The 19,701-nt window shown below is 57.1% G+C and carries 18 protein-coding genes; 16 read left to right on the top strand and 2 right to left on the bottom strand.

The features are described 5' to 3' along the window. Window positions 1–43 precede the first annotated feature (43 nt). The 13 genes from FHL16_RS06815 to FHL16_RS06755 all read left to right on the top strand — a co-directional run bounded on the left by FHL16_RS06815 (window position 44) and on the right by FHL16_RS06755 (window position 16,917). Window positions 44–949 carry an AraC family transcriptional regulator gene (locus tag FHL16_RS06815; protein ID WP_077747836.1) on the top strand — a complete coding sequence of 302 codons (906 nt, stop codon included), beginning with the start codon at window positions 44–46 and terminating at the stop codon, window positions 947–949. Between the two features lie 296 nt (window positions 950–1,245). Further along, window positions 1,246–2,556, top strand: a complete 1,311-nt coding sequence (locus FHL16_RS06810; protein ID WP_077747834.1) for an ABC transporter substrate-binding protein — start codon at window positions 1,246–1,248, stop codon at window positions 2,554–2,556. Between the two features lie 182 nt (window positions 2,557–2,738). Continuing rightward, window positions 2,739–3,665, top strand: a complete 927-nt coding sequence (locus FHL16_RS06805) for a carbohydrate ABC transporter permease (protein WP_077747832.1) — start codon at window positions 2,739–2,741, stop codon at window positions 3,663–3,665. A gap of 10 nt (window positions 3,666–3,675) precedes the next feature. Beyond that, the gene (locus FHL16_RS06800; RefSeq protein ID WP_007936731.1) at window positions 3,676–4,506 is read left to right on the top strand and encodes a carbohydrate ABC transporter permease; all 831 of its coding nucleotides are present in this window, start codon (window positions 3,676–3,678) and stop codon (window positions 4,504–4,506) included. A gap of 159 nt (window positions 4,507–4,665) precedes the next feature. Then, window positions 4,666–5,769 (top strand): ABC transporter ATP-binding protein, encoded by a 1,104-nt coding sequence (locus tag FHL16_RS06795; protein ID WP_077747830.1) that lies wholly within the window; start codon window positions 4,666–4,668, stop codon window positions 5,767–5,769. A 15-nt stretch (window positions 5,770–5,784) separates the two neighbouring features. Further along, complete coding sequence (locus tag FHL16_RS06790; RefSeq protein WP_077747829.1) at window positions 5,785–7,257, top strand: mannitol dehydrogenase family protein; 1,473 nt, start codon at window positions 5,785–5,787, stop codon at window positions 7,255–7,257. A 158-nt stretch (window positions 7,258–7,415) separates the two neighbouring features. Next, window positions 7,416–8,912 (top strand): xylulokinase, encoded by a 1,497-nt coding sequence (xylB, locus tag FHL16_RS06785; protein WP_077747828.1) that lies wholly within the window; start codon window positions 7,416–7,418, stop codon window positions 8,910–8,912. A gap of 13 nt (window positions 8,913–8,925) precedes the next feature. Beyond that, on the top strand, window positions 8,926–9,864 hold the full coding sequence (locus FHL16_RS06780) for a carbohydrate kinase family protein (RefSeq protein WP_077747827.1): 939 nt from the start codon (window positions 8,926–8,928) through the stop codon (window positions 9,862–9,864). Window positions 9,865–10,247: 383 nt separating this feature from the next. Further along, window positions 10,248–12,320, top strand: a complete 2,073-nt coding sequence (locus tag FHL16_RS06775) for a type VI secretion system Vgr family protein (RefSeq protein WP_077747825.1) — start codon at window positions 10,248–10,250, stop codon at window positions 12,318–12,320. Continuing rightward, a complete protein-coding gene (locus FHL16_RS06770) occupies window positions 12,317–13,168 on the top strand; it encodes a DUF4123 domain-containing protein (RefSeq protein ID WP_077747824.1) in 852 nt (283 codons plus the stop codon). Before FHL16_RS06775 ends, FHL16_RS06770 begins: the two co-directional genes overlap by 4 nt. Next, on the top strand, window positions 13,161–13,979 hold the full coding sequence (locus FHL16_RS06765) for a hypothetical protein (RefSeq protein WP_238706158.1): 819 nt from the start codon (window positions 13,161–13,163) through the stop codon (window positions 13,977–13,979). The genes FHL16_RS06770 and FHL16_RS06765 overlap by 8 nt, the downstream gene beginning before the upstream one ends. Window position 13,980: 1 nt before the next feature. Then, window positions 13,981–14,775, top strand: a complete 795-nt coding sequence (locus FHL16_RS06760; protein WP_077747822.1) for a hypothetical protein — start codon at window positions 13,981–13,983, stop codon at window positions 14,773–14,775. A gap of 12 nt (window positions 14,776–14,787) precedes the next feature. Continuing rightward, the gene (locus FHL16_RS06755) at window positions 14,788–16,917 is read left to right on the top strand and encodes a lipase family protein (RefSeq protein ID WP_077747820.1); all 2,130 of its coding nucleotides are present in this window, start codon (window positions 14,788–14,790) and stop codon (window positions 16,915–16,917) included. Between the two features lie 82 nt (window positions 16,918–16,999). Here FHL16_RS06755 and FHL16_RS06750 read toward each other — a convergent pair whose 3' ends face one another. Next, window positions 17,000–17,296, bottom strand: a complete 297-nt coding sequence (locus FHL16_RS06750) for a hypothetical protein (RefSeq protein WP_077747870.1) — start codon at window positions 17,294–17,296, stop codon at window positions 17,000–17,002. Window positions 17,297–17,800: 504 nt separating this feature from the next. Here FHL16_RS06750 and FHL16_RS06745 point away from each other — a divergent pair. Next, entirely contained in the window at window positions 17,801–18,067 is a 267-nt protein-coding gene (locus FHL16_RS06745) for a DUF2790 domain-containing protein (RefSeq protein WP_077747819.1), read from the top strand. A gap of 90 nt (window positions 18,068–18,157) precedes the next feature. Then, window positions 18,158–18,553 (top strand): hypothetical protein, encoded by a 396-nt coding sequence (locus FHL16_RS06740; RefSeq protein WP_077747817.1) that lies wholly within the window; start codon window positions 18,158–18,160, stop codon window positions 18,551–18,553. On the opposite strand, the gene FHL16_RS06735 is transcribed toward FHL16_RS06740, so the two are convergent. Continuing rightward, the gene (locus tag FHL16_RS06735; RefSeq protein ID WP_077747816.1) at window positions 18,550–18,819 is read right to left on the bottom strand and encodes a DUF1652 domain-containing protein; all 270 of its coding nucleotides are present in this window, start codon (window positions 18,817–18,819) and stop codon (window positions 18,550–18,552) included. The genes FHL16_RS06740 and FHL16_RS06735 overlap by 4 nt on opposite strands. Before the next feature lie 386 nt (window positions 18,820–19,205). On the opposite strand from FHL16_RS06735, the gene eco reads away from it, so the two are divergent. Further along, window positions 19,206–19,688, top strand: coding sequence for a serine protease inhibitor ecotin (gene eco, locus FHL16_RS06730; protein ID WP_077747814.1), 483 nt, complete (start codon window positions 19,206–19,208; stop codon window positions 19,686–19,688). The last annotated feature ends 13 nt before the right edge of the window (window positions 19,689–19,701 follow it).

The raw sequence follows: 19,701 nt of genomic DNA, 5'->3' as shown, positions 1-19,701 counted from the left end.
AGAGGCATGATCAGGGCGCAATGATAATAAAAAGCGCCCTGACATGACCCGAACCGCAAGAGTCACCGATCCTTCCTACGAACTGATGGACGACCACAACGGGTTGTCGATCATCTATCGCCAGCATGGATTTCCCTGCCCGTTGGTGCGGTGGCATTTCCACAAGGAATACGAGCTGCACCTGATCGTCGCCAGTTCCGGCAAGGTGTTCATCGGCGATTACATTGGCAACTTCTACCCGGAAACCCTGTTCTTGACCGGCCCGAATCTGCCTCACAACTGGATCAGCCAGGTGGCCGAAGACGAGGTAGTGCCCAAGCGCGACATGCTGGTCAACTTCACGGATGAATTGTTCGAGAGCGGTCATCAGGTATTCGCAGAACTGAAGACCCTTGCGCCACTGCTGGAGCGCGCGCAGTACGGCATCGAATTTCGTTGCAAGCGCACCATCCGCCAGGCCATGACGTTGATGCAACGCATCGCTGACACTAAAGGCGTCACCCGGCTCGGGCACTTTTTCATACTGCTGGAGCTGCTCGCGGCTTCTGACGATTTTCAGTTGCTGTCGGGTGCCACCACGCCGCAACTGGCGGATGAACACAATATCGATCGCACCAACCGGGCGGTGGATTACATTTTTGCGCATTACGCCCGGGACCTGCCGCTCGAGGAAGTCGCCGAGCATTTAGGCATGAAGCCAACGTATTTCAGTCGGGTGTTCAAGCAAGCCACCGGGCGCTGCTTCATCGAGTTCGTCAATCGCCTGCGCATCAGCAAATCCTGCGAGTTGCTGGCCGATGGCGACAAACCGGTGACCGATGTGTGTTTCGAATCGGGTTTCAACAATATTTCCAACTTCAATCGGCGGTTCCAACAGCTCAAGGGCATGACGCCCTCGCATTACCGGCGGCTGGCGGTACAGCGGCTGACCGAACAGAATCTGGCCTGAACGTCTTGGTCACAGGTCGTTCTGGGCCATACGCCATACCTGTAGGAGCGCGAGGCTTGCCCGCGAAGGAGCCAGAAAACCTGTACAAAATCGATGACTGTTCACCTCTGTGAAGCCTGTCCTTGTATCTCCCCCCATTAATCCCAGTGCAAAAAAGTATCGATTCAAGTGCGACGGATGATTTGTCACATCCTCAATTGAAGGCTGTAATCAGTGCACATTCTTCCTGCCCTCGGAAGACACAAAAACAATAACTGTCCTTCTGTCCCCCATCGGGTGCAGAAAAGGAGTGCACGATGCAACCTTCTGTAAAAGCTCTGCTTGCCCTCACCTGCATGACCCTCAGCAGCGTCAGTCTTGGCGCTCAGACGCTGACCATCGCCACCGTCAACAACAGCGACATGATCCGCATGCAAAAGCTCTCGAAAACCTTCGAGGCCGAGCATCCGGACATCAAGCTCAATTGGGTGGTACTGGAAGAAAACGTCCTGCGCCAACGCCTGACCACTGACATCGCCACCCAGGGCGGGCAGTTCGACGTGCTGACCATTGGCATGTACGAAGCCGCACTCTGGGGCGCCAAGGGCTGGCTCGAGCCGATGAAGGATCTGCCGGCCACCTACGCCCTCGACGATGTGTTCCCTTCGGTGCGTGAAGGCCTTTCGGTCAAGGGCTCGCTCTACGCCCTGCCGTTTTACGCGGAAAGCTCCATCACCTATTACCGCACCGACCTGTTCAAGGACGCCGGGCTGACCATGCCCGAGCGCCCGACCTGGACCCAGATCGGCGAATTCGCCAGCAAGCTCACCAATAAAGACAAAGAACAGTACGGCATCTGCCTGCGTGGCAAGGCCGGTTGGGGCGAGAACATGGCGCTGATCACCACCGTCGCCAATGCCTATGGGGCACGCTGGTTTGATGAGCAGTGGAAGCCGGAATTCACTGGTCCTGAGTGGAAAAACGCCTTGAATTTCTACGTCGACACCATGAAGAAATCCGGCCCGCCGGGTGCCTCCAGTAACGGCTTCAACGAAAACCTTGCGTTGTTCAACAGCGGCAAGTGCGCGATCTGGGTAGACGCCAGCGTTGCCGGTTCCTTCGTCACCGACAAAACCCAAAGCAAGGTCAGCGAGCACGTTGGCTTTACTTATGCGCCGCATGAGACCACCGACAAAGGTTCAGCCTGGTTGTATTCCTGGGCGCTGGCGATCCCGACCAGTTCCAAGGCCAAGGACGCGGCGAAAACCTTCAGTGCCTGGGCTACCTCCAAGGAATACGGCGCATTGGTTGCCGAAAAAGACGGTATCGCCAACGTGCCGCCCGGCACTCGGGCCTCGACCTACAGCGAGGCTTACATGAGCGCCGCACCGTTTGCCAAGGTCACGCTGGAATCGCTGAAAGCGGCGGACCCGAGCAAACCGACCCTCAAAACGGTGCCTTACATCGGCATCCAGTTGGTGACTATCCCTGAATTCCAGGCGGTGGGCACCCAGGTCGGCAAGTTGTTCTCGGCGGCGCTGATTGGCCAGACCACGGTCGACCAGGCACTGACGGCGGCCCAGCAAACCACCGAACGTGAGATGAAACGCGCCGGTTATCCCAAATAACCCCTAGCCATCCAAATTGTGGCGAGGGCGCTTGCTCCCGCTGGGCTGCCTAGCGGCCCCAAATCCGGGAAACGCGATTCATCAGACAGACCGCATTTTCCGGATTTACGACTGCTTCGCAGCCGAGCGGGAGCAAGCTCCCTCGCCACAGGGTCTCGCCGCATTTCGAGCAAGTGATCGCCATGAATATTTCAACTGCCAAAGCTCACATGGACATCCCCCAACCGGTGCGTAAAAGCCGATTGGCCAATCCCGGCTGGTTTCTGGTCAGCCCCTCGGTGGCGTTGTTGCTGCTGTGGATGATCGTGCCGCTGGGCATGACCGTTTACTTTTCAATGATCCGCTACAACCTTCTCTATCCCGGCGAAAACGAATTCGTCGGGCTGGAGAACTTCACCTACTTCCTGACTGACTCCGGGTTCATGCCCGGCGCCACCAACACCCTGTTGCTGGTCGGCAGCGTGCTGCTAATCAGCGTGGTACTGGGTGTGCTGATCAGTGCCTTGCTGGAGGCCAGCGAATTCCTCGGTCGCGGCATCGTGCGGGTGATGCTGATCTCGCCGTTTTTCATCATGCCCACCGTCGGCGCACTGATCTGGAAGAACCTGATTTTCCATCCGGTGTCGGGGATTCTCGCCTACGTCTGGAAGCTGTTCGGCGCACAGCCGGTGGACTGGCTGGCGCACTACCCGCTGCTGTCGATCATCATAATCGTGTCCTGGCAATGGCTGCCCTTCGCGATCCTGATCCTGATGACCGCCATGCAATCCCTCGACCAGGAACAGAAAGAAGCCGCACGCCTCGACGGGGCCGGGCCGATCGCGATTTTCTGGCACCTGACCCTGCCGCACCTGGCACGGCCGATTGCGGTGGTGGTGATGATCGAAACCATCTTCCTGCTCTCGGTGTTCGCCGAAATCTTCACCACCACCAACGGCGGTCCCGGCTATGCCTCGACCAACCTGGCGTACCTGATCTACAACCAGGCGCTGGTGCAGTTCGACGTCGGCATGGCGTCCGCCGGCGGCTTGATCGCGGTGGTGATCGCCAACATCGCGGCCATCGTGCTGGTGCGGATGATCGGCAAAAACCTGACAGACAAAGCCTGAGGCCTGCGCCATGACTCTTCAACAATCCCGCCGCCTGCAAAGCCTGCTGCTCGGCACTCTGGCCTGGGCCATCGCGATCCTGATCTTCTTCCCGATTTTCTGGATGGTGTTGACCAGTTTCAAAACCGAAATCGACGCGTTCGCCACGCCGCCGCAGTTCATCTTCACGCCGACGCTGGAGAACTACCTGCACATCAACGAGCGCAGCGATTACTTCAGCTTCGCCTGGAACTCGGTGGTGATTTCGTTCAGCGCTACGGCTCTGTGCCTGCTGATCGCGGTGCCGGCGGCCTACTCCATGGCGTTCTACGAAACCCAGCGCACCAAGGGCACGCTGCTGTGGATGCTCTCCACCAAGATGCTGCCGCCGGTGGGCGTGCTGATGCCGATCTACCTGTTGGCCAAGAGCTTCGGCCTGCTCGATACGCGCATCGCGCTGATTGTGATCTACACGCTGATCAACCTGCCGATCGTGGTCTGGATGATTTACACCTACTTCAAGGACATCCCCAAAGACATCCTCGAAGCCGCGCGCCTCGACGGTGCCACGCTTTGGCAGGAAATGGTCCGGGTGCTGCTGCCGATCGCCAAGGGAGGCCTGGCCTCCACCGTGCTGCTGTCGCTGATCCTGTGCTGGAACGAAGCGTTCTGGTCGCTGAACCTGACCTCGTCGAAAGCCGCGCCACTGACCGCGCTGATCGCGTCGTACTCCAGCCCCGAAGGCCTGTTCTGGGCCAAGTTGTCGGCGGTGTCGACCCTGGCCTGCGCGCCGATCCTGATTTTCGGCTGGATCAGCCAGAAACAATTGGTCCGCGGCCTGTCGTTTGGCGCTGTGAAATGACCTGCCGACATGCAAATCCCTGTGGGAGCGAGGCTGCTCGCGATGAGGGAGTGTCATGCAGCATTAATGCATCTGACACACCGCAATCGCGAGCAGGCTCGCTCCCACAGAAAAGCCCGCCCGGCTCAACTGAATAACAACACGTGGAGGCCCATCATCATGGCCAACCTGAAAATCAAGAATCTGCAAAAAGGCTTCGAAGGCTTTTCCATCATCAAAGGCATCGACCTGGAAGTGAACGACAAGGAATTCGTGGTCTTCGTCGGCCCGTCGGGCTGCGGCAAATCCACCCTGCTGCGCCTGATCGCCGGCTTGGAAGAAGTCAGCGGCGGCACCATTGAACTCGACGGCCGCGACATCACCGAAGTCAGCCCGGCCAAACGCGATCTGGCGATGGTGTTCCAGACCTATGCCCTGTACCCGCACATGACCGTGAAAAAGAACATGTCGTTCGCCCTTGATCTGGCCGGCGTACCGAAGGCTGAAGTCGAGAAGAAAGTCGGTGAAGCGGCGCGCATCCTCGAACTGGGGCCAATGCTTGAGCGCAAGCCCAAGCAACTCTCCGGCGGCCAGCGTCAACGTGTCGCAATCGGCCGCGCCATCGTGCGCAACCCGAAAATCTTCCTGTTCGACGAACCGCTGTCCAACCTCGACGCCGCGCTTCGCGTGCAGATGCGCCTGGAACTGTTGCGCCTGCACAAAGACCTGCAAGCGACGATGATCTACGTGACCCACGATCAGGTCGAAGCGATGACCATGGCCGACAAAGTGGTCGTCCTCAACGGCGGCAAAATCGAGCAAGTCGGCTCGCCACTGGACTTGTACCACCAGCCAGCCAACCTGTTTGTCGCCGGGTTCCTCGGCACGCCGAAAATGGGTTTCCTCAAAGGCAAAGTCACCCGAGTCGAGAGCCAAAGCTGTGAAGTCCTGCTGGACGCCGGCACCCGCATCACCCTGCCGCTGAGCGGTGCCCAACTGAACGTCGGCGGCGCGGTGACCCTGGGCATTCGTCCGGAGCACCTCAACCTCGCGCAAACCGGCGACTGCACCTTGCAGGTCACCGCCGACGTCAGCGAACGCCTGGGCAGCGACACCTTCTGCCACGTCGTGACCGCTTCCGGCGAAGCGTTGACCATGCGCGTTCGTGGCGACCTCGCCAGCCGTTACGGCGAAGCCTTGAGCCTGCACCTGGACGCCGAACACTGCCATTTATTCGATGCCGACGGCGTGGCGCTCACCCGCCCGCTGCGTGCAGCGGCCTGATTTAGAGAGCCTGTGATGAAACTCAACCAACAGAACCTCAACCGCCTCGCGCCCGAAGTGGCCCTGCCCGCCTACGCCCTGAGCGATACGCGCCAAGGCATCGCCCACATCGGCGTCGGAGGTTTTCACCGTGCCCATCAGGCGTATTACACCGACGCCTTGATGAATACCGGAGAAGGCCTGGACTGGGCGATTTGCGGGGTCGGCCTGCGCGCCGAAGACCGTCGCGCCCGGGACGATCTGAAAGAGCAGGATTACCTCTTCACCCTGTTCGAACTGGGCGACACCGACGACACTGAAGTCCGGGTCATCGGCGCGATTCGCGACATGCTGTTGGCCGAAGACGGCGCGCAGGTGTTGATCGACAAGCTCGCCAGCCCAGAGATCCGCATCGTCTCGCTGACCATCACCGAAGGTGGTTATTGCATCGATGACAGCAACGGCGAGTTCATGGCGCACCTGCCGCAAATCCAGCATGACCTGGCCAACCCGAACGCACCGAAAACCGTGTTCGGCTTCCTCTGCGCCGCACTGGCCAAACGTCGCGCCGCCGGCACGCCGGCCTTCACCTTGATGTCCTGCGATAACCTGCCGCACAACGGCGCCGTCACCCGCAAAGCCTTGTTGGCCTTCGCCGCGTTGCGCGATGCCGATCTGCGTGACTGGATCGCCAACAGCGTGAGCTTCCCCAACGCGATGGTCGACCGCATCACGCCAATGACCAGCACCGAACACAAGCTGCAACTGCACGACAAACATGGCGTCGACGATGCCTGGCCGGTGGTCTGCGAACCCTTTGTGCAGTGGGTGCTGGAAGACAAGTTCGTCAACGGGCGTCCGGCCTGGGAAAAGGTCGGCGTGCAATTCACCGACGACGTCACACCGTATGAAGAAATGAAGATCAAACTGCTCAACGGCAGTCATTTGGCCCTGACGTATCTGGGGTTTCTGAAGGGTTATCGCTTCGTACACGAGACCATGAATGATCCGCTGTTTGTGCGCTACATGCGTGCCTACATGGACCTGGACGTCACCCCGCAACTGTCGCCCGTGCCGGGCATTGACCTGACGGATTACAAGAACACGCTGGTGGCGCGTTTCTCCAATCAGGCCATCGCCGATCAGCTGGAGCGTGTGTGTTCGGACGGCTCGTCGAAGTTTCCCAAGTTCACCGTTCCGACGATCAATCGCCTGATTGCCGATGGCCAGGAGACCAAGCGTGCCGCGCTGGTGGTGGCAGCCTGGGCGTTGTATTTGAAGGGGGTGGATGAGAATGGAGACACTTACTCGATTCCCGATCCGCGGGCAGCGTTCTGCCAGGCCTTGGTGGCCGATGATGCGTTGATGACCCAGCGGTTGCTGGAGGTTGAGGAGATCTTTGGTACGGCGATTCCCCGTTCTCCGGCGTTTGTGGCGGCGTTTGAATGGTGTTGTAACAGCTTGCGGGAGGTGGGTGTGACGCGGACGCTGGAGCGGGTGCTGGCGTAAATGCGGCGGTGACAATGCTGCCGTCTTCGCGAGCAGGCTCGCTCCCACATTGGATCGTTGTCGAACATGACTAAACATCCCCTGTGGCAGCGGGCTTACCCGCGATGACGGACTGACCGACAACCTAAATGTCGAACCTGACGATCCAAGGACCTTCGATGGCAAACCAACAATTATTCCTCGGCATTGACTGCGGCACCCAAGGCACCAAAGCCGTGATCCTAGACGCCCACACTGGCCAGGTCCTGGGCCAGGGCGCCGCTGTGCACAGCTTGATCAGCGGCGCCAACGGTCGCCGCGAGCAAGACACCGGCCAGTGGCTCGAAGCGTTCACCCTGGCCACCCGCCGTGCGTTACTCGCGGCGAAAGTCGACGGTCAGGACATCCTTGGCCTCGGCGTCTCCGGACAGCAACACGGCCTGGTATTGCTCGATGACCAAGGTCAGGTGCTGCGTCCGGCGAAGCTTTGGTGCGACACCGAATCCACCCCGGAAAATGACCGTCTCCTGGCTCAACTCGGTGGCGAAAAGGGTTCACTTGAGCGCCTGGGTGTGGTCATCGCGCCCGGCTACACCGTTTCCAAACTGCGGTGGACCAAAGAACAGCACCCGGACATTTTCGCCCGGATCGCCCACATCCTCCTGCCCCACGACTACCTGAACCAATGGCTCACCGGCCGCAGTTGCAGCGAGTACGGCGACGCGTCAGGCACCGGCTATTTCAACGTGCGGACCCGCCAATGGGATTTGCAGTTGCTGCGCGACATCGACCCGACCGGACGCCTGCAAGCTGCGTTGCCGGAGTTGATCGACGCGCATCAAGCAGTCGGCACGATCCTGCCGAGCATCGCTGAACATCTCGGCATCAACCCTCAGGCGCTGGTCTCCAGCGGGGGCGGCGACAACATGATGGGCGCGATCGGCACCGGCAATATCAAGCCCGGCGCGATCACCATGAGCCTCGGCTCTTCGGGGACGGTGTACGCCTATGCTGACCAGCCGAAAGTCAGCCCGGATGCGTCGGTCGCCACGTTCTGCTCGTCCAGCGGTGGCTGGCTGCCGCTGATCTGCACCATGAACCTGACCAACGCCACGGGGGTCATCCGCGAGCTGTTCGCCCTTGATATCGAACACTTCAACGATTTGGTCGAGCAGGCGCCCATCGGTGCTGAAGGCGTGTGCATGCTGCCATTCCTCAATGGCGAGCGCGTCCCCGCCCTGCCCCATGCCACCGGCAGCCTGCTGGGCTTGACCATGACCAACCTGACGCAGGCCAACCTGTGCCGCGCAGTCGTCGAAGGCACGACCTTCGGTTTGCGTTATGGACTGGACCTGCTGCGCCAGAATGGCTTACAAAGCCGCAGCATTTGCCTGATCGGCGGCGGCTCGAAAAGCCCGGTGTGGCGCCAGATCGTCGCCGACATCATGAACACCCCGGTGATCTGTACCGAGCAGAGCGAAGCGGCAGCCCTGGGCGCAGCGATTCAGGCGGCGTGGTGCAAGTCCAGGGCAAACGGCCACGAGGACAGTCTGGCGGACCTTTGCGAGCGTTGTGTAAAGCTCGATCTGGCCAGTGAAACCTTACCGATTGCCGACAATGTGGCGGCCTGTCAGCAGGCCTATGAACGTTATCAACAACATGTCGCAACCCTTTAAAGAGCGAACAACTATGTATCTGGTGTGTGGCGAAGCGCTGTTCGATTTCTTCAGTGAAGACGACGCCAGCGGCCTGGCTTCAAAAGTGAACTTCAAGGCAATTGCCGGCGGTTCGCCGTTCAATGTGGCGGTTGGTTTGCGGCGATTGGGCGTGGAAGCGGCGCTCTTTGCAGGACTCTCCACCGACTACCTGGGCCGACGCTTGCAGCAAGTGCTGCAGGACGAAGGTGTGCGCCCGGATTACCTGGTGGACTTCGCCGCACCGACCACACTGGCAATGGTCGCGGTCGGGGCCAATGGCTCGCCGCACTACAGCTTTCGCGGTGAAGGTTGCGCGGACCGCCAGCTCAAACCTGAGCATTTGCCTGAGCTGGGCCCGCAAGTGCGTGGTTTGCACATTGGCTCGTTCTCCCTGGTGGTGCAGCCGATTGCCGACACGCTGCTGGCGTTGGTGCAGCGGGAAAGCGGAAAACGCCTGATCAGCCTTGATCCGAATGTCCGACTCAATCCTGAACCGAATATCGACCTGTGGCGTTCGAGGATTGCGACGCTGGTTGAGTTGGCGGATCTGATCAAAGTCAGCGATGAGGATTTGAGTCTGTTGTACCCCGAGCAGGATCCGCAGCGGGTGATTGAAGGTTGGTTGCAGCATCGCTGTCAGTTGGTGTTCCTGACCCGAGGTGGTGAAGGTGCCACGGTGTTCAGCCGCACTCAGGGTTCGTGGTCAGTACCGGCGAGCTCAGTGAAAATCGCTGATACCGTGGGCGCGGGCGATACGTTCCAGGCGGCGTTGATTACCTGGTTGACCGAGCAGCAGCTGGATTCGGTTGCGGGTGTGCAATCCCTTGAGCGCGGGCAAATCGACGGGATGTTGAAGTTTGCGGTACAGGCAGCGGCGCTGACGTGCAGCAAGACCGGGCCGGATTTGCCGTATCGGCAGCAACTCAACTGACAGATCGTTCCTACGTTCCGCGTGGGAATACAGCCCGGGACGCTCCGCGTCCAACGCGGACGCGGAGCGTCCAGTGAGGCATTCCCACGCAGAGCGCAGGAACGATCAACAGGATCATCGGCAATGGCGGCAGCAGGCTTTTATCGGCCGAAGAGGACTTTAGTCTGGAAATGACTGTTGATTCTTGGCCACCTGGAAGGTGTGGCGCAGTGATACCCAGGAAAAGAAAACTAAAAATCCCCTGCATTCATTGGCCGAAACCTTGTATCTAAGGGTTTTCCCGATAGCCCAACGCATCCACTCCTACGCCATTTGCGCCTTGAACGTGGCGGTTTAATCCTGCACCATCCGCACCAGCTTATTCAAAGGACGGAATTAAAGGCATGCTGGACGCGAACGCAACCCATATTTCCCTGACGCTGGAAGGCGTTTCCGTTGACCTGCAAGTGCTCAGCTTCGTCGGTCGCGAAACCCTCAATCAACCGTTCTGTTTCGACATCGAACTGGTCAGCGCCCGTCCCGACCTGAAACTTGAAGAGTTGCTGCACAAGCCTGGCTGCCTGACCTTCGGCGCCACCGGCAAGGGCATCATTCACGGTCTGGTCTATCGCATCGAGCAAGGCGATTCCGGCAAAAGCCTGACGCGCTACAGCATCAGCCTGGTCCCGCAACTCGCTTACCTGCGCCACAACCATGACCAGCAGATCTTCCAGCATTTAAGTGTGCCGAAGATCATCGCCCAGGTACTGGAGGCGCGCGGCATCCTGTCTGACGCCTACAGTTTCCAGCTCGGCGCGATCTACCCCGAGCGCGATTACTGCGTGCAGTACGACGAGTCCGACCTGCACTTCATCCAGCGCCTGTGCGAAGAGGAAGGCATTCACTTCCACTTCCAACACAGCGCCAGCGGCCACAAACTCGTCTTCGGCGATGACCAGACGGTGTTCCGCAAACTCGCACCCGTGGCCTACCAGCAAGACTCCGGCATGGCCGCCACGAAACCGGTGATCAAACGTTTCAACCTGCGCCTGGAAACCCGCACCACCCGCGTCAGCCGCCGCGACTACGACTTCGAAAAACCACGCATCCTGCCCGAAGGCGCCGCCAAGAGCACTTTCGCGCCGGATCTCGAAGACTACGACTACCCCGGCCGCTTCCTGACCCGCGAGCGCGGCAAACAACTGGCCACCCGCGCGCTGGAGCGCCATCGCAGCGATTACAAACTGGCCGAAGGCAAAGGCGACGAGCCAACCCTCGTCAGCGGCCACTTCATGGCCCTGAGCGAACACCCGCGCGCCGAGTGGAACGATCTCTGGCTGCTGCTCGAAGTCGTGCACGAAGGCAAGCAGCCGCAAGTGCTCGGCAAAAACGTCACCAGCGACGTCACCCATAACAAAGACGATTTCCATCAGGGCTACCGCAACACCTTCCTCGCCACCCCGTGGGACGCGCACTTCCGCCCTGCCCTCGAACACCCGAAACCGAAAGTCCTCGGCAGCCAGACCGCCATCGTCACCGGCCCGCCCGGCGAAGAAATCCACTGCGACGAATACGGCCGCGTCAAAGTGCAATTCCACTGGGACCGCGACGGCCAGGCCAACGACACCACCAGCTGCTGGCTACGCGTTGCCACCGGCTGGGCCGGCAGTGCCTACGGCGGCATCGCGATCCCGCGGGTCGGCATGGAAGTCCTCGTCACCTTCCTCGAAGGCGACCCCGACCAACCGCTGATCACCGGCTGCCTGTTCCACAAGGAAAACGTCGTCCCCTACGACCTGCCGGCGAACAAGACCCGCAGCACCTTCAAGACCCTCAGTTCACCGGGCGGCAAGGGCTACAACGAGTTCCGCATCGAAGACAAGAAAGGCGCGGAACAGATCTACCTGCACGCCCAGCGCGACTGGGATGAAAACATCGAGCACGACCAGAAAATCCGCATCGGCAATGAACGCCATGACACGGTTGAGGCCAATGTTTTCAGCGAGTTCAAGGTTGAAGAACATCGCATCACGCAACTGGATCGCAAGACTGAAGCGCGGGCGGATGATCACCTGACCGTGGCGGTGACCCAGCATGTGAAAGTGGGGACGGCGCAGTTTGTCGAGGCGGGTCAGGAGATTCATTACCACGCTGGCGAGAAGGTGGTGGTTGAGGGTGGGATGGAACTGACGGCGAAAGCTGGCGGGAGTTTCGTCAAGGTTGATGCGGGGGGCGTGACGATCAGTGGGGCTGAGGTGAAGGTGAACACCGGGGGCTCGCCTGGGGTGGGGACAGGGATTCAGATTTTGCCGCCCGTCATCCCGTGGGCCGCCGCTCAGGACAAAGCCGGCGCCCTGCTCGTCCCGGCCGCCGTACAAATGGCCATGGCCAAAGCCGCCCGTGCGGCGGGCGACATACGCTGCCCGATTTGCGAAGCCTGCCGTGAAGGCAAGTGCGATCTGGGGACTGCAGCATGAGCGACGCACTGAACAACTGGCTCGGCGAACAGGCAAAACTCAATCGCGTGCTGATCCTGGCCCTGGACAGCCTCGCTGAGCCGAACCCGGTCACTTCGCTCTACAGCGCCGGATTGATGAAGCGCTCGGTCCAGCTCTATCGACGCACCCCATATGCCGACTTCGCCGCCATCAGCCCGTGGCTGACCGAATTGCACGAACCCAACGCCGATGCCTTCCGCAAACTGCTGGACGACCCGCAGCGCAACTGGGGCTGGATCGGCAGCATGGAAAAAGCCGACCTCGACGGCCTGACCCAACACTGGCAAGCGCGGATGGTCATTGAGGAAGACGGCGAACGATCGTTATTCCGTTTTCAGGACAATCGGGTGATTGCTCGATGCCTCGCTAACTTGAGCGAAACCGAATGGCCGTTGCTGTTAGGCCCGATCAGCAGCGTGCTGTATTGGGACGAGGAGCAATGGAAAAGCGCCGATAACGCCCGCCCCGGCATGTACCCGGTGCCCAACCCCGCGCCGTGGTTGCGAATTCCAAACGCGCCGGAGCGTACCCGCAGCATCTTGCGCGAAAACCTGAAACGTTGGCTGCTGGTGTACCACGTCGAGGCCGCCGCCAAACTCTCCGAAACCCGCAATGTCCGCGAATGGCTGGAAGAACAGATGGACCTGCTTGAAACCTGGCAATGGAACACGCCAGAACAACGCGAATTCATGCTCAGCCTGAGACTTGATCCCAAATGCGCGGAAGACGTGGCTTGGCAGCCATTGCCGAGTGAAACCCCAGAGCAGCATTTTGCGCGGTGTCAGCGGGTTTTTGACGCGAGTTTGGGCAAACCAGAGCGTGAGTAAGTTTGTGGCGGCTGGCGAAACAGCGTTTACGGCTGAACACTTTTCTGGTCGTTTGCCTTTGTTCCTCGCTGCGGCGGGCGTGATGGTGGCTTCTGGCTGTTCGGCCATCAAGCCTGCCGATAGTTTTACGTTGCTGACGGAACTGCCACCTGGGTTCAGCATTAAAGGTGAAGCGTCTTATGTGCCGCGTACGGGGGAAAGCTGCACAGTCCCGGCTCGCGAAGGAAGAAACCAACCGGGCAAAAAATTTTTCAAACAAGATCTTAAAATCGAAGCGCAAACAGCACGATTCGAAATCCCCCTTATAAGCAACGAAGGAGGCTGCCCTTTAGTGCTTAAACGTTTTGATTATGAAGTAGACGCAAAATATGGCCGAACCCGGCTAAACATAGGGAGAGACTACGCTGGGATTTCTTTTGTAGATAAAGCGATCAGTACCTCACCAATAACGCACCAAAACACACTTCAAATAAACTGCCAATGGTTATTTCGCACAGCCGGACCAAAAAACAATATCAGCAAGATACTTAGTTGCAAGGCAGTCGCCGCCCCTACTACTCCCGAAGCCATACAACGTGACGAGCTTTTGGGAAAGTCTTTAACTGCTATATTTTCACTGGCACATGAAGAGCTTCCTTATATGGGAGACACCTGGATCAAATTTCCCGAAGGCTGGAAGCGGTGCCTGGGGAAAAGCATCGAGGACCCCTACGGGTTTTGTAACGGAAATACGACTAACTTCAAACCATTCAAGATGCCGGATGGACGTGACTGCACTGTCTACCCCAACTGCACCGAACAAGGACTATAAAATGCTTTATCGCGACTTTTACACTGGACTTGTTCGAGCAGCGGCTATCGGTTTGGGAGCGTTTGGGGCTACAGGTTGCTCCGTCGCACAACAGGATAGCTTTACGCTGATCACTGAACTGCCACCCGGATTCAGCATTAAAGGCGAAGCGTCTTATGTGCCTAGAACGGGAGAGAATTGTACGATCCCGCCTCGCAATGGGCGTAATTACCCTGGCAAAAAATTTTTTGAGCAAGAACTTAATAACGAAGCGCAGACGGCACATTTCGAAGTCCCACTGGTAAGCAATGAAGGAGGCTGCCCTTTAGTACTTAAAAGTTTCGGATATGAGGTCGACGCAAAATACGGAGCTGCCCGCCTCAATTTAGGCAGGGATTACACAGGGATTTCGTTTCAGGATGGAATTGCGGACAATCTCAGCCCTCCTTCACCTACGACACTACAGAAACAGTGCGAATGGTTGTTTCGTACGGTAGGTCCCAATCGTTACATAGCTAAAATTCTAAAATGTAAATCTGTGGCAACGCCTGAACAGGAAAGTGGCGCAGTTGCAAAAGGTCCGCTGCAACGTGCTCAATTGGTAGGAAAGACGGTTAAAGTAGTTTTTGCTATTTCAAGCGAAGAAAGACCGGCCGTAGGTGATAACTGGGTAAAATTCCCGTCTGGCTGGAAGCGTTGCATGGGTGACAGCCTTGAGGATCCTTATGCGTTCTGCGGAGACAATAAAACTGACTTTAAACCCTTCAAAATGCCCGATGGACGTGACTGCACCGTCTATCCGGCTTGCACCGAATAAGGAAATTCACACATGCCAGCAAAGAAGCCAGTACAACCGCTACTGACTGACACTAAACAAGCTTGCCCACTCAGAGGCACGTGGGTTAGTTTTCAACTAGTGGATGAGTCAGGGAATGGTAAACCTTATGCCGGTTTAGCCTACAAACTTGTTGATAGTACCGAGCAATCCCATGAAGGGATTTTAGATTCTGAAGGTTTCGCCAAGGTTTGCGACTATTACGAAGGCCCTGTCATTCTCACAGTTGATAGCGGCTACAAAGGAGACGATAAGCTCTATAAATCTCTAATGACACGACCGAGTTACCCTCTAAAAATTACCGAATTACAGGTGCGAGCCGAAACAACCCGCTTTATTCGCAAGGATGGCCTACGGGTTGAAAATAATCCTGCAAAAGCGAAAGCTGACCAATTTTTTCACGTCGAAGTTCAACACCTAGTTAAAATACATGCCCATCTTCCTCCTGAGTCAAAAAGCAAATACCCACCGAATCACAATCTTCTAAACTTAATGGGTGACCTAGGATTCGGTCAAGAAAAACCGGGCCTATGGGGAGTTGTGTTGCTTCCAGAAAAGCACACAGCTCTTGAAGTTCGTCCATTACGCTCTTTTCGGCCCATGCTTTCAAAAGACAATAAATTCAGCGCGTTGAATTTGTATCAGCTTTCTTTGTTTGCCAGTCTTAGCTACTGTGATTTTGGTCAAGAACCGGCCGAACAGCCAACAGACACTGTCAAATTCCCTCTTGACCCGAGCGTCGGATACTTGTTTGGGAATGGACTGGCTAGTTTCAAAGAAGCTTGGAAAATCAATTCAGCCCAGACGACCCCTTACTACCCGCTTTATGAAGATGTGCCGTACTCGAAGCGTTTCGAAGTCCTACCATTTGATCCGACACTCTACGAAAAAAACAAACCTGAATTAGGCGAAGAGCAGGAATGTCCTGCAAAATGGCATTTCTTTGATGATGGGAAAGTAAAAGGTGGTAGTGATACTCAGGCTTTCATAACCCACCATGACGAAGTCATTCTGATTTCCGTCCGTGGAACGAAAGAACTCGTGGACTTTGTGCGAGACACCGATGCAGAGCAAGTTCCATTTGAAGAAGGTGTAGGTAAAACGCACCAAGGTTTCTACAAGGCCTATAAGGCGATGAGTAAATTTGTTCAGGTTTACCTCGACCAGTTCCACACGGGGCAAAAGATCATTATTTGCGGACATAGCCTAGGCGGGGCAATCGCGACGTTGCTCGCAGAAGCATTACGACGCAGTCCAAATGCGTACGACATATTGCTTTATACCTACGGCTCCCCACGAGCCGGTGACGCCGACTTCGTCAATGGCGCGGTAGGCTTGGCCCATCACCGCATGGTCAACAGCAACGACCCTATTCCAAGTGTTCCCGCGCCCTGGATGAACACCCGCAAAAGTATCTGGATGCCCGGCGTGGTCCTCAGTTTTGTCACCGCCCCTTTAGGCGCACTTATTTTCGCTATAGGCCTGTCGCGAACTGGCGGTGCTCCATACGAACACCAGGGTAATCTGCACCATTTCATGCCCGTTCATTTTAAAGGGCGCGAGCAATCCGCGGTTCTCTGGGACCCAGGTTGCGACTCCATCGAAGAGGCGGCTTGCACCAAGGCATTGAAAAAGTTCGGCGATATGCCCGACCGTGATGCTTTTGTGATGCAACTGTTCCAGATGAGCGATCACTACATGGTGCCCTCCTACATTCCGTACGCTTGGGCAACATTGCGCCGCTGGCAGCAAACCCAGGAAAGCGGGACTACCGTGGTTACCAAAACAGAGTACGACCAGGTTTACTACCAATTGCAAGAGATGCAGGAGCGGCTGAAGGCGAAAGAAGCTGAACTGAGGTTCGCTTACCAATCTGACCGTCGGCAGTACCAGCAAGAGGCAAATGTGTTGAGAGCAGAAATTGGACGGCTTGATACATCAAGACAACGGATTCACACCCTTAGCTTCCTCAAACTAGTGCCTGAGGACATCTACGGCTCCGCCACTCAAGCGCCGGAACATAAAATCAACGTAGATCGCTGGATGGCAAAAAAAGAAAACAGTGTCGAGGTCCAGCTCGCGATGATTCCTGATGCAAGCAGCAGTGACCTGAGGACAGCGTAGTTTTCAGGAATGCTTTAACTCGGTACGCGTGTAAACAAGCCAGTGTCCGCAGGAGACTGGCTTGTTATGTACCGCAGTGGCGTCAGACCGGTGCCTTCCACCCAATCATCCGCTGCTGGGCAACCTGCAATAGGTCACAGCCATCCTGAGTCAGAAGGTAAACCGCATGGGTAATGTGCGGAATATCCTGAACATCGCCGTGCTTGAAACATTGGCAGTGGAGCGTTTCAAGCAGCTGACTGGAGGCACGGACCCGCTGTAGAGCGGCTTCGAGGATGTCTTGAGGATTGGCTTCGGTGTCGATCACCAAAGGACTTGAGTCGGTAACGCTGCTGTTGATTGAGCGATAGCGATCGGGAAACGGGTTTAACGTTGGCATAGTAATTACTCGATGAGCAGTTAGTAATCGCCAGCACCGTGACCAAACGATGGGAGGCGGCTGTGTACAGGCTTGGTCAACCGACGCCATCAAATCGGCTCGCCCGAAGGCGTCCAGCACACAGCCGCCATTGCAACGCACTACGAGGACTGAGAAGTCCGAAGCGCGAATGATGGCACACAAATGTGATGGAATCAGGTGACCAAACCTGTCCGCTGATTTTGCAGCGAGCCCAAACAGTAGTCGCTTCACCCCATCCGGCGAAAGTCGACAAAGCATCTGACTTTGTAGGACCAAGCCGAAGACTTCGTAGACGCTTTCCTAACGAATCATCCGACAGAAAAAACCTCGCGACAGGCGGCGTTCAGCCGGGTTAACCATCCGTTAACCGCGCGGTCCAAGACTTTACTGGACCGCACGCCCTCAGCTCCCTCTGACGCCCAGTGCGGCAGGTTCGACGCTCAACCGTCGAGCTGACTCAACGCCTGCACTGGAGATCGCCCCATGAACATCCGTACGCTGCTGATGACTTCCGCCCTCGCCTGCACCGCGTTTACTGGTCTTGCGCAGGCCAATGACACGTCGTCCTCGCAAGCCACCCCCTATCACTACGGCATGCCGCTGAACATCGGCAAAGTGGTCGCGCTGACTGAGCCGAACACGCTGGAATGCAAAGTGATCACGGCCGACATGAAGTACATCGATACGTCAGGCAAGCCTGAAGAAATCAGCTACCGGAAGCTTTCTGACGCTTGCAGTTATCAGAACTGACTGAAAGGTCTGATTTTGCACTTTGCGGTACTCCTGTGAGGGATCAGGCGCTATGCTTTGGCGCCTCCCTCACTGCCGCAAGGATCCGCCATGCAGTTATCGTTTCGTATCGTGTCGACCTTCACTTCCCTTCTCTGTTTTCTGCTGGCCCTGGTCTGGGGTTTGATGCCCGATGGGTTGTTGGCGATCTGGAGTATTGAGTATTCGTCTGCGGCGGGGTTTGTCGCGCGACGCAGTGCAGTGCTGTTCGCGGCGTTGGGCGTGATGTTTTATCTGGTTCGGAACGAGGCGCCGTCGGTCACCCGCAATGCGCTGAGCACCGGGTTTACCGTGGGTTGTTTCGGCTTGGCGATACTGGGTTTTGGCGAATGGCTCAATGGCCATGCCGGGCCGGGCATATTGCTGGCGGTGATGGTCGAATCGGCGCTGGGACTGGGGTTTGTCCAGGCCCGGCGCGTGTCGGCAGAATTCGAAACTGCAGGTTAAAGCGCTTTCCCGGCGGGATGCAGTGGTCGATTCTCTTCCTGATGCTGCATCTCAGAGCGTAGACCGGCAATCAGGTCGTTTATTTCACGGCAACCGTTCAGGTGCTTGGCATCTATCCCCGTCCTTATCAAATCAAGGTGATCGGTTTCACGGTCTGAATACACCTTGACGGTCATCGACAGGTCCGGCGACAGCGTGCACTGACAGCGCTTCGGCAGAAAACTGCTTTCAACGATATTGCGAAGTTCCAAGGCAGAAAGAAACATGGCGACTCTCTCCTGATTGTGAGACTGCCAGAAAAATTCAACGTCGGTCCGTGGTGAAATCTCCCGCCGTTTCTTCCGTCGACGGAGTTTCTACGTTTCACACAGCAGACCTTCCTTGTGGTTAGAGCTGACTCAATAATGTCCTGGTCAACTTAAGATCTGCTTGAGCATAAAGCATGCCGCAAATTTCGCCGTGCAGCTCATCGGTAAATCAATGATTTAACGGACATGCCTGAAGAAGGCCTCATGCAATCTGCAAGAAAGGGCAGTTTGAACCCTGCAATTTGCATACATTCCCGACCGGGTTTGCATTGGTGGCAGTCGGAAGTAAGAATGCGCCTGCCAATCCAGTATCCGCTGACCCTACTCACACGCAAGGAGGCATCATGGGTTTTTTGACCTGTATCAATACCGTCGGGCTGATTGTTGCCAGCCTTTCGAGCGTGGCCTGTGCAGCAAAGCTCGAAACCGTCGCGCCGTTCCCTAAACCGGAAAGCGGTTTTACCCGCCAGGTCATTCATGTAGCGCCGCAGCCACAGGAAGAAAACTTCCAGGTTGAGGTGCTGGCGGGCAAGACGCTGACGGTGGACTGCAATCGCCAACGTCTGGGCGGTATCCTTGAGGAAAAAAACCTTGAAGGCTGGGGCTACCCCTTTTACCGTCTGGAAAAAGTCATCGGCCCGATGAGCACGATGATGGCCTGCCCCGACGGCAAGAGTAAAAAGGCGTTTGTGCCGGTGGTCGGTGACGGCTTCATGCTTCGTTACAACAGCAAATTGCCGATCGTGCTCTACGTGCCCAAGGACGTCGAAGTCCGCTATCGGATTTGGTCGGCGTCGGACAAGGTCGAGAAAGCCGTTCAAGAGTAACCGCAGCGCCCCT

Source organism: Pseudomonas sp. FSL W5-0299 (assembly GCF_005930655.1).
Taxonomy (GTDB): Bacteria; Pseudomonadota; Gammaproteobacteria; order Pseudomonadales; family Pseudomonadaceae; genus Aquipseudomonas; species Aquipseudomonas mandelii.
Note: the sequence above shows the minus strand (reverse complement) of the source record. Positions and strands in the feature narration are given on the sequence as shown.

Bases quoted from the DNA above. Each gene is read 5' to 3' on its own strand.
- FHL16_RS06815 (WP_077747836.1), top strand. From the start codon at position 44: ATGACCCGAACCGCAAGAGTCACCGATCCTTCCTACGAACTGATGGAC.
- FHL16_RS06810 (WP_077747834.1), top strand. From the start codon at position 1,246: ATGCAACCTTCTGTAAAAGCTCTGCTTGCCCTCACCTGCATGACCCTC.
- FHL16_RS06805 (WP_077747832.1), top strand. From the start codon at position 2,739: ATGAATATTTCAACTGCCAAAGCTCACATGGACATCCCCCAACCGGTG.
- FHL16_RS06800 (WP_007936731.1), top strand. From the start codon at position 3,676: ATGACTCTTCAACAATCCCGCCGCCTGCAAAGCCTGCTGCTCGGCACT.
- FHL16_RS06795 (WP_077747830.1), top strand. From the start codon at position 4,666: ATGGCCAACCTGAAAATCAAGAATCTGCAAAAAGGCTTCGAAGGCTTT.
- FHL16_RS06790 (WP_077747829.1), top strand. From the start codon at position 5,785: ATGAAACTCAACCAACAGAACCTCAACCGCCTCGCGCCCGAAGTGGCC.
- xylB (WP_077747828.1), top strand. From the start codon at position 7,416: ATGGCAAACCAACAATTATTCCTCGGCATTGACTGCGGCACCCAAGGC.
- FHL16_RS06780 (WP_077747827.1), top strand. From the start codon at position 8,926: ATGTATCTGGTGTGTGGCGAAGCGCTGTTCGATTTCTTCAGTGAAGAC.
- FHL16_RS06775 (WP_077747825.1), top strand. From the start codon at position 10,248: ATGCTGGACGCGAACGCAACCCATATTTCCCTGACGCTGGAAGGCGTT.
- FHL16_RS06770 (WP_077747824.1), top strand. From the start codon at position 12,317: ATGAGCGACGCACTGAACAACTGGCTCGGCGAACAGGCAAAACTCAAT.
- FHL16_RS06760 (WP_077747822.1), top strand. From the start codon at position 13,981: ATGCTTTATCGCGACTTTTACACTGGACTTGTTCGAGCAGCGGCTATC.
- FHL16_RS06755 (WP_077747820.1), top strand. From the start codon at position 14,788: ATGCCAGCAAAGAAGCCAGTACAACCGCTACTGACTGACACTAAACAA.
- FHL16_RS06750 (WP_077747870.1), bottom strand. From the start codon at position 17,296: ATGCCAACGTTAAACCCGTTTCCCGATCGCTATCGCTCAATCAACAGC.
- FHL16_RS06745 (WP_077747819.1), top strand. From the start codon at position 17,801: ATGAACATCCGTACGCTGCTGATGACTTCCGCCCTCGCCTGCACCGCG.
- FHL16_RS06740 (WP_077747817.1), top strand. From the start codon at position 18,158: ATGCAGTTATCGTTTCGTATCGTGTCGACCTTCACTTCCCTTCTCTGT.
- FHL16_RS06735 (WP_077747816.1), bottom strand. From the start codon at position 18,819: ATGTTTCTTTCTGCCTTGGAACTTCGCAATATCGTTGAAAGCAGTTTT.
- eco (WP_077747814.1), top strand. From the start codon at position 19,206: ATGGGTTTTTTGACCTGTATCAATACCGTCGGGCTGATTGTTGCCAGC.